This window comes from Caulobacter sp. DWR1-3-2b1, assembly GCF_049895765.1.
In the GTDB taxonomy this organism is placed as follows: Bacteria; Pseudomonadota; Alphaproteobacteria; order Caulobacterales; family Caulobacteraceae; genus Caulobacter.
This window is the reverse complement of the sequence record NZ_JAFCSZ010000058.1, coordinates 1-7899: the sequence shown is the minus strand read 5'-3', so window position 1 is coordinate 7899 and position 7899 is coordinate 1. Positions and strand designations below refer to the sequence as shown.

Genomic DNA, 7899 nt, shown 5'->3' with positions numbered 1-7899 from the left:
TCAGGTGGCGTTCTTGAACCGTGATATGATCGTAACGCGATCCCATGTGAAAATCTCCCTGGACCTAAGTCCATAAAAACCCTCATAAATCGCACTTCAAAATAGAATCCGCCCGGCTATACTCATATTGCGTCTAAGGTATCTTAGCGGAAATGTCCTAGTGAGCTCAATGTTTTAGCGCGGTATCGTGCAATACATTATCGGAAACTATCGGTTATCTGGGCAATCGAATTTGGCAGCTTCACTCGCCCAGCGGCAACTATGCCGACAGCCTGCACTGCCGAGGATGAAGACACGAAAACTCTAGACCCGGCATGGGCGATCAATGCGAGCCCCGAAGCGTTGCCGCAATCAAGGCAAGAATGGAAATGGCGATAAAGCCTTGTTGTTTTCCTCGACCAACAGGGTGCGGTTGAGCGGCGCGGCGGCGCGCTGGGGACAGGCCGGGCGCTCGCAGATCCGGCAAGAGGGTCCGATTTCGACGGCGGCGGGCGTGGAGATGTCCAGGCCCCGGGCATAGACCAGCTTTCCGGCGTACTTCAGCTCGCAACCCAACCCCACTACTAGCTCGTCCTCAAGCCCCGCCTGCAGGCCCGACACTCGCCGCACGGTGCGCGACAGGGTGAAGTAGCGCTGGCCGTCGGGGGTTTCGATCACCTGGGTGATGATCCGGCCGGGCGTCTTGAAGCTGTCGTGAACGTTCCAGCGCGGGCAGGCCCCGCCGAAGCGCGAGAACGGGAATGGCCCGGCCGCGAACCGCTTGGAGATGTTACCCGCCGCGTCCAGGCGCATCATGAAGAACGGCGTGCCCCGCGACCCTGGCCGGCTGAGGGTGGTCAGGCGCTGGGCGGCCTGCTCGTAGCTGATCCCGAACCGCGACCGCACACGCTCAATGTCATAGCCGCTGGCCTCCATGGCCGCCAGGAACGGCTCGTACGGCGTCATAATCGCCGCCGCCAGATAGTTGTCGAGAAACACCTTCAGCAGCTGTCGCGTGGCCCGGTCGGGGGCCTGAAAGCGATCGGTCAGGGTGGAGAGCGTCTCCCCTGCCTCCATCAAGCCCAGTTGGTAGCACATGGCGAAGATTCGGCTGGCCGGGGCCAGAGTCTCGGAAATCATCAAACGCTTGCGGTGATGATCATAGCGTCGCAGCGAACCGGTCATGGTCTCCACGGGCATCACCCGGGTCTGGATCCCGAAGTGGTCCAGCAGCCGCGCACGCACGGCGGGTCCCAGATCCTGGGGGTCGGCCTTCAGGGCGGCGACAATAACTTCAGCCACGGTCTCCAGCTCGGCGAAATGGTTGCGCTGCGAGCCCACCAGGTCCCGGACCCAGTCCGTTGGCGCCTGCGACGAGGCCCCCACCACGCCGTCGGGCCGCTCGAACACGCCAAGATCGATCAGACGGCCGCGATCCAGATAGGCGCGATAGAGCCGTGACATGGCCTCGGCCATGCCCGGCGACAGTTCCGCCACCTCGGCCGCCTCGTGGCGGCTGATGCCGAGATCGGCGAACATCCGGTCGGCCAGTACCTCTTCCAGCCCCGCTCCGCCGCCCGGATCGTCGGCCGACAGGCTGCGCAAGTCCAGGTCATAGGCGTCGGCCAGGCGCAGCAGGATCTGGGCGGTGACCGGGCGCTGGTTGCGCTCCAGAAGGTTCAAATAGCTCGCGGACACGCCCAGGTTCTCGGCCATGCGGCTCTGGGTGACACCCAGATCACGCCGCAGCCGCTTGAGTCGCCCCCCGAGAAACAGCTTCTTGTCATGCGTCGCCATTCAGTCACATTGTCACAAGTTTACAGGAAATACAAAGTCAGATTGTGACAAATTACCTTCAATAGGTTCGACGCCTGCGACTTTGCGCCGTTAGCTCTCCCCACGAACTTTTTCGCCCGACCGCCCAGCGGCCGGGTCGCCGATGGGGATCAGATATGACGCTGCGCAAGACCCACGCCCAACACCGCGAAATTCTGCTGGCCCGCTATCCGCAAGGCGTCACGCCCGGCGGCGTGGGCATTGACGACATCATCCAGCTGAAGCTGCAGAACACCTTCTCGACGCACCTCGACATCGCCCGCGAAATGGCGACCGTAATGCGCGCCGACATGGCCGAGTATGACGCCGACAGCAGCAAGTTCACCCAGTCGCTGGGGTGTTGGTCGGGCTTCCACGCCCAGCAGATGATCAAGTCGGTCAAGCGCCTGCGCGGCACCACCAAGGGCGCCTATGTCTATCTGTCGGGCTGGATGGTCGCTGGCTTGCGCAACCGCTTCGGCCATCTGCCCGACCAGTCGATGCACGAAAAGACCTCGGTCATCGACCTGATCGAGGAGATCTATGTCTCGCTGCGCCAGGCCGACGAAGTGGCGATCAACGACCTCTTCAAGACCCTGAAGACCGCCCGCGACGCCGGCGACAAGGCTGCCGAAAAGGCGGCCATCGCAGCCATTGACGGCTTTGAAACCCACGTCGTGCCGATCATCGCCGACATCGACGCCGGCTTTGGCAACGAGAACGCCACCTATCTGCTGGCCAAGGAGATGATCAAGGCCGGCGCCTGCTGCCTGCAGATCGAAAACCAGGTCTCCGACGCCAAGCAGTGCGGCCACCAGGACGGGAAGGTCACCGTGCCGCGCGAGGACTTCATCGAGAAGCTGCGCGCCTGCCGTCTGGCCTTCGAGGAACTGGGCGTCGACGAGGGCGTCATCGTCGCCCGCACCGACAGCCTGGGCGCAGGCCTGACCCAGAAAGTGCCGGTCAGCCAGGAGCCCGGCGATCTGGCCAGCGACTACATCAAGTGGCTGAAGACCGAAGCCATCACCCCGGACAACCCCATCCTGCCGGGGGAACTGGCGCTCTATCGCGACGGCCAATTTGAGAAGCCCGTCCGCATGCCCAACGGCCTGTTCGCCTTCCAGGACGGCACCGGCCGGGCCCGGGTGATCGAGGACTGCATCGCATCCCTGACCCAGGGCGGCGCCGACCTGCTGTGGATCGAGACCGACACCCCCAATGTCGACGAGATCGCCTCGATGGTCGCCGAAATCCGCAAGGTCGTGCCCAACGCCAAGCTGACCTACAACAACTCGCCGTCGTTCAACTGGACGCTCAACCTGCGCCGCCAGGTCCGCGAGCAGTGGATCGCCGAAGGCAAGATCCACCCCGACTCCTATCCCGACGGCGCGGCCCTGATGTCGGCCGAATATGACGACGCCGACCTGGGTCGCGAGACCGACGCCCGCCTCGCCGCCTTCCAGGCCGACATCTCGGCCCGCGCCGGGGTGTTCCACAACCTGATCACCCTGCCGACCTTCCACCTGACCGCCAAGAGCATGGACGAGCTGTCGCGCGGCTATTTCGGCCCCGAGCGGATGAAAGCCTATGTCAATTCGGTCCAGCGCGAGGAAATCCGCCGGGGCGTATCGGCGGTGAAGCACCAGCACGAGGTCGGCTCGGATCTCGGCGACAGCTTCAAGATCATGGTCGCCGGCGAGCGCGCCCTGACGGCTGGCGGCCACGCCAACACCATGAACCAGTTCGCCGCCGAATAGTCCCCGTCAACCCGATCCCCGTCCACCCGATCAAGGAGAGATCCCATGTCCGACACGCAATTTGTTCCCGCCGCCATGCCGAACGCCTCCGCCGAACAGCGCGCGGTCGATCGGGTGGCCGAAGCCTCCCACCGACTGAACGAAGCGGTGCGGCGCGCCATCGAGGCCGGTTACTCGGTCGAGCTGGTCCGCACCTCGCGCCACCACGACGGCGCGGGGAACTGGGGCGACCAGATCGTCCCGACCGTCCGTCCTCACAGCGCCGCCAAGAGCGCATAAAGCCCCCTAGTCGACGCCCTGCTCCCGGACCTGCAAGATCCGGGAGCCTCCTACCGAGACGCCACAGGATCCGCCATGCCCCTCGACATCGCCGCCAACATCCAGATCACCGGCCCCATCGAGGGCCGCGCGGTAGAGATCCTGACGCCCGAGGCAGTGGCCTTCGTGGCCGACCTGCACCGCCGGTTCGACGGTCGTCGCCGCGAGCTGCTGGCCGCCCGCGTCGCCCGCCAGACCCGCTTTGACGCCGGCGAACTGCCCAACTTCCTGCAGGAGACCGCCGACGTCCGCGCCGCCGACTGGACCGTCGCGGCGATCCCCGCCGACCTGCAGGACCGCCGGGTCGAGATCACCGGTCCCGTCGATCGCAAGATGATCATCAACGCTCTCAACTGCGGGGCCAAGGTATTCATGGCCGACTTCGAGGACGCCACCTCTCCGACCTGGGCCAACCTGATCGAGGGCCAGGTCAATCTGAAGGATCGCTGGGCCGGCGCGCTGGCCCATGTCGATCCCAAGTCCGGCAAGAGCTACGCGCTGGGACCCAACCCCGCCGTCCTGGTCATCCGCCCCCGTGGCTGGCACCTGCCTGAGCGCCACATGGAGGTTGACGGCCTGCCCGTCAGCGGAGCCTTGTTCGACTTTGGCCTGTACCTCTTCCACAACGCCAGGGCGTCGATTGCTCAGGGCTCGGGCCCCTATTTCTATCTGCCAAAGATGGAGAGCCATCTGGAGGCTCGCCTCTGGAACGAGGTGTTCGTCCACGCCCAGGCCGCCCTCGGCATCCCCAACGGCACCATCAAGGTCACGGCCCTGATCGAGACCATCCCGGCCGCCTTCGAGATGGACGAGATCCTGTACGAACTGCGCGACCACATGGCCGGCCTGAACTGCGGCCGCTGGGACTACATCTTCTCGTTCATCAAGCGCCTGGGCCGCCGCGCCGAATTCCTTACCCCCGACCGCTCGGCCATGGTGATGGGCAAGGCCTTCCTGGGCGCCTATTCGCTGAAACTGATCCAGACCTGCCATCGGCGCGGCGCCTTCGCCATGGGCGGCATGGCCGCACAGATCCCGATCAAGGGCGACGAGCCTGCCAACCAGGCCGCCTTCGCCAAGGTGCGGGCCGACAAGGAGCGGGAAGCCGGCGCCGGGCATGACGGCACTTGGGTTGCTCACCCCGACCTAGTGCCGGTGGCCATGGAGGTCTTCGACCGCCTGATGCCGACGCCTAACCAACTGGACAAGCGCCTTGAGGCTCTGGAAATCACCCAGCCCCAGATGCTGGAGCTGCACGAGGGCGTCCGCACCGAAGCCGGCGTGCGTGAAAACATCCGCGTCGGCGTCCGCTACACCCAGGCCTGGATCGAGGGCCGGGGCGCGGTGCCGCTCTACAACCTGATGGAGGACGCGGCCACGGCCGAGATCTGTCGCACCCAGCTGTGGCAATGGATCCGCCTGAACGCGGCGCTGGAAGACGGGCGCGAGATGAGCTCGGAGCTGTTCGTCAGCCTGCTGACGGAAGAGATGGGCGGCCTGCGGCGCGACTTCCCCTCACCCCGCCTGGAAGACGCCGCCCTGCTGTTCTCCCGCATGGTGCTGTCCGAAACCCTGGAAGAGTTCCTGACCCTGCCGGCTTACGAACTGATCGTCTGAGCTCTCAGGATCGCAGGCTGAACGGCGTCACCCGGCGCTCGTCCTCCAGCACGTCCAACTGCCGGTCAATCGGGGGAAAGGCGCGCTGGGGGCAGGTGCTGCGGCGCGGCCATGCAGCGGGTCTACGCGGCCGGAGCGCGGGCCAATGGCGCCCTGGCCTCGGGTGCGGGGCGCGATGAGTGGGTGGTGGCCGTCGGCCACGCAAAGCGCGGGTGAAGCTGTCGGGCGAGGCCGATCTCACCGTCGAGCGTCTCGACGAGGGCCGCGCCCTAACCCTGACCGACATCGCCTGGCGTCCGGGCCAAGCCGACGTTCCTGGGCCAGCTGTCGATCACCGTCGCGCTTGAGCATTTCACCGCGATCGCCAATCTGCTGCTGCGCGATCGCACTGAACTGGCGGGCGCAGCCCACCAGGCCCGGTGGCTTCGAATCTGGCACGCCGTCGAAGAGGTCGAGCGCAAGGCGCCCGTCTGTGACACCTTCATGCACGTTATTAAGAACCTGAAGCCTCTCAAGCGCTGGGGCATCCACTGCGGCGTGTTCTGGAACGTCAGCCGCGACTCCGTCAAACGTCGCTGGGTGGACGCGCTGGAATTGATGGCCGCCGATGGCGTCACTGGCCCCAAGGCTTGGATGAAGCTGGCTTGGTATCTGCTCGGCCACCCCGGCGTGTTGCGCAAGATCTCGCGGATGGGGGCAACTTTCTTTCTTCCAGGCTTCCATCCGTGGATGCACGACGACCGCAACCTTCTGGCCAAGGCCAAGGCCGAACTGGCCCAGGCGCCTGCGGTCGCCGCTTGAGCCATAACGTCGTCGGCAAAGGCAAGCTTTCAATTGTCACCGGCACCGGCACCGGCATCGAGCGGCAGTCGCTCGCTGGTCGTGCGATCTCTGGCTGGCCGCTTGAAACGGCCGGTAAGATCACATGGGCGGTTTCACGCTTCGACGCAGGCGTCAAGGGCGCCGATAGCGCTCCAGCCGGCGACAATGACAACCTTATCCTGGTCAATCATCTGACCCTTCCGGCTTGGACGGGCAAAAAACGCTGGACGGGTTGCTCCTCCAAGAGCGGCGGTGCTAGGCCTCGACGTCCCCAATCGTCGAGCCAGTCCCCGTGATCGATTTCGTGTCCGGCGTCCTGTCGCGGGTGTTGCCCTTCTTCCTGCTGGTCGTGGCCGGGATCGGGCTGGTGCGGCTGCGCCTGCTGGACGGCCCGATGGCTGCGGGCCTCTCGGCCTACGTTTTCTGGGTCGGGTTTCCAGCGCTACTGATCCACTCGCTGTCGCGGATCGGCGTGCCCACCCCGGCCCTGGCTTGGGGCCTGGCGGCCTTCGCCGGCGCGGCGCTGACCCTGATGGCCGCATTGCTGCTGCTGGGCCTAATCCTGGGCTGGACACGGGAAGAGCGCGGGGGCGCCGCCCTGTCCGCCGGCTTGGGCAACAGCGCCTTTCTAGGCCTGCCCGTTGTCGCCGCCATACTGGGCCCAGAGGCCGCCAGGCTGTCGGTAGGGGTGGTGGCGGTGGACTTCGTGATTGTAGCGGCAACCGGCATCGCCCTGCTGGGCTGGGCCGGAGGGCGCTCGATAATCGACTCGGCCATGCGTGCCCTGGCTAATCCTATTGTCGCAGCCTCGTTGATCGGAATCTTCATGGCCCTTACGGGGCTCGCGCTCCCCGCCCTGCTGGACCGAGCGGTAGCGACCGCTGCGGGATCGGGAAGCCCTGTGGCCCTGGTGGCTCTAGGCGCGGCTCTGGCGCTGCGAGCCGACAAAGACAACCCCGCGCCGCGCAACGGCCCGGTGCTGGCGGCGGTGGCGGCCAAACTGCTGGCCTTGCCCGCTCTTACCTGGCTGGCCGTGGGCCTGACCGATGCACCCTTGGCCTTTCGCTTGGGTGCCACCTTGCTCGCCGCCACCCCCACGGCGGTCAACGTCTTCATCCAGACCCGGACCCTTGGCGTCTTTGCAAGCGGCGGCGCCCGAACAGTAGCTCTGACCACGGCGGCGGCCTGTGTCACCCTGTCGGTGGTCTCCATGCTGCTCACAAGGGGACGTTGACCATCACGGTCAGTACGATCTCAAAGCCTCGCTCTGTTTCCAACATGGGGACAACGACCGAATGCGTAGCCCTTTGGGTCTCGGACACAGGCGTGGGGATCGCTCGAGAGATCGCCGACCGAATTTTCGAGCCGTTTTTCACCACCAAGGAGGTTGGCAAAGGGACAGGCTTGGGCCTCAGCCAAGTCTACTGTTTTGTGAAGCAGAGGGCAGCGCGACATTTGTTAGCTGAGCAACGCTAAGAGTCTGCCTCATAATGTTTCTGATTGTGATCAGAGGGTTGCGAGCCTTCGGGTCATGAGCTGGACCGATGCCATGAAGAGTCATGCCGTTGAGCTGTCGAGGGTCTTCTCGAAG

General features: G+C 65.1%; 9 protein-coding genes. 8 read left to right on the top strand and 1 reads right to left on the bottom strand.

Annotated features, from left to right (window positions below; all coding sequences use genetic code 11):
• Positions 1–351: 351 nt before the first annotated feature.
• Positions 352–1776, bottom strand: coding sequence for a helix-turn-helix domain-containing protein (locus ACP69S_RS21785; protein WP_426000796.1), 1425 nt, complete (start codon positions 1774–1776; stop codon positions 352–354).
• Positions 1777–1931: 155 nt separating this feature from the next.
• On the opposite strand from ACP69S_RS21785, the gene ACP69S_RS21780 reads away from it, so the two are divergent.
• From ACP69S_RS21780 to ACP69S_RS21745, 8 genes are all read left to right on the top strand, one after another.
• Entirely contained in the window at positions 1932–3551 is a 1620-nt protein-coding gene (locus ACP69S_RS21780; RefSeq protein WP_426000794.1) for an isocitrate lyase, read from the top strand.
• Between the two features lie 45 nt (positions 3552–3596).
• Positions 3597–3830, top strand: a complete 234-nt coding sequence (locus tag ACP69S_RS21775) for a hypothetical protein (protein WP_426000793.1) — start codon at positions 3597–3599, stop codon at positions 3828–3830.
• Between the two features lie 75 nt (positions 3831–3905).
• Entirely contained in the window at positions 3906–5486 is a 1581-nt protein-coding gene (gene aceB / locus ACP69S_RS21770; protein ID WP_426000792.1) for a malate synthase A, read from the top strand.
• A gap of 179 nt (positions 5487–5665) precedes the next feature.
• Positions 5666–5833, top strand: a complete 168-nt coding sequence (locus tag ACP69S_RS21765; RefSeq protein WP_426000790.1) for a hypothetical protein — start codon at positions 5666–5668, stop codon at positions 5831–5833.
• Positions 5802–6287: a metal-dependent hydrolase gene (locus ACP69S_RS21760; RefSeq protein WP_426000798.1), complete on the top strand. Its 486-nt coding sequence runs from the start codon at positions 5802–5804 to the stop codon at positions 6285–6287. Before ACP69S_RS21765 ends, ACP69S_RS21760 begins: the two co-directional genes overlap by 32 nt.
• Entirely contained in the window at positions 6284–6604 is a 321-nt protein-coding gene (locus tag ACP69S_RS21755; RefSeq protein ID WP_426000789.1) for a hypothetical protein, read from the top strand. Before ACP69S_RS21760 ends, ACP69S_RS21755 begins: the two co-directional genes overlap by 4 nt.
• On the top strand, positions 6601–7542 hold the full coding sequence (locus tag ACP69S_RS21750) for an AEC family transporter (protein WP_426000787.1): 942 nt from the start codon (positions 6601–6603) through the stop codon (positions 7540–7542). Before ACP69S_RS21755 ends, ACP69S_RS21750 begins: the two co-directional genes overlap by 4 nt.
• Positions 7539–7784, top strand: a complete 246-nt coding sequence (locus ACP69S_RS21745) for an ATP-binding protein (RefSeq protein WP_426000786.1) — start codon at positions 7539–7541, stop codon at positions 7782–7784. Before ACP69S_RS21750 ends, ACP69S_RS21745 begins: the two co-directional genes overlap by 4 nt.
• Positions 7785–7899 lie beyond the last annotated feature (115 nt).